Genomic DNA, 1421 nt, shown 5'->3' with positions numbered 1-1421 from the left:
TTAGACATTTTCTATCCTATGACGCTTCGCGTTCCGCTTTCGCTTCACACTCTTGGTCAAGCCCTCGACCTATTAGTAACAGTCAGCTCCATGTGTTACCACACTTCCACCTCTGCCCTATCTACCTTGTCGTCTTCAAGGGGTCTTACTTCTTTCGAATGGGATATCTCATCTTGAGGGGGGCTTCACGCTTAGATGCCTTCAGCGTTTATCCCGTCCCGACTTGGCTACTCGGCCATGAGCCTGGCGGCTCAACCGATACACCAGAGGTCAGTCCATCCCGGTCCTCTCGTACTAAGGACAGCTCCTCTCAAATATCCTACGCCCACGCCGGATAGGGACCGAACTGTCTCACGACGTTCTGAACCCAGCTCGCGTACCGCTTTAATGGGCGAACAGCCCAACCCTTGGGACCTACTACAGCCCCAGGATGCGATGAGCCGACATCGAGGTGCCAAACCACTCCGTCGATGTGAACTCTTGGGAGTGATAAGCCTGTTATCCCCAGGGTAGCTTTTATCCGTTGAGCGATGGCATTCCCACTTAATACCACCGGATCACTAAGTCCTACTTTCGTACCTGCTCCACCCGTCGGTGTCACAGTCAAGCTCCCTTCTGCCTTTGCACTCTTCGAATGGTTTCCAACCATTCTGAGGGAACCTTTGAGCGCCTCCGATACCCTTTCGGAGGCGACCGCCCCAGTCAAACTCCCCGCCTGGCATTGTCCTATCACCGGGTCACGGTGACTAGTTAGAAACCCAATACTGCAAGGGTGGTATCCCAACATTGGCTCCATGGCAACTGGCGTCACCATTTCACAGCCTCCCACCTATCCTGTACATGCAATACCGAATCCCAGTACCAAGCTGGAGTAAAGCTCCATGGGGTCTTTCCGTCCTGGCGCGGGTAACCAGCATCTTCACTGGTACTTCAATTTCACCGGATGCATTGTCGAGACAGTGCTCAAATCATTACGCCTTTCGTGCGGGTCGGAACTTACCCGACAAGGAATTTCGCTACCTTAGGACCGTTATAGTTACGGCCGCCGTTTACTGGGGCTTAAGTTCAATGCTTCGCTTGCGCTAACATCTCCCCTTAACCTTCCAGCACCGGGCAGGCGTCAGCCCATATACCTCACCTTTCGGTTTCGCATAGACCTGTGTTTTTGCTAAACAGTTGCTTGAGCCTATTCTCTGCGGCCTGCTCTCGCAGGCACCCCTTCTCCCGAAGTTACGGGGTCATTTTGCCGAGTTCCTTAACAATGCTTCTTCCGTCGGCCTTAGGATTCTCTCCTCATCCACCTGTGTCGGTTTACGGTACGGGTACTCTGCAAACAATAGCGGCTTTTCTCGACGCATGGCTCATGTGCTTCCCTACTTGATTTCGGTACGCGTCACGTCTTCGGATTGATAAGCGGATTT

General features: G+C 53.0%; 1 rRNA gene. It reads right to left on the bottom strand.

From position 1 onward, the window contains the following. Positions 1-52: 52 nt before the first annotated feature. A 23S ribosomal RNA gene (locus ACTNCH_RS12795) occupies positions 53-1421 on the bottom strand; the annotation flags it as partial.

The organism is Candidatus Merdisoma sp. HCP28S3_D10, assembly GCF_052065835.1.
Classification (GTDB): Bacteria; Bacillota; Clostridia; order Lachnospirales; family Lachnospiraceae; genus Laedolimicola.
Note: the sequence above shows the minus strand (reverse complement) of the source record. Positions and strands in the feature narration are given on the sequence as shown.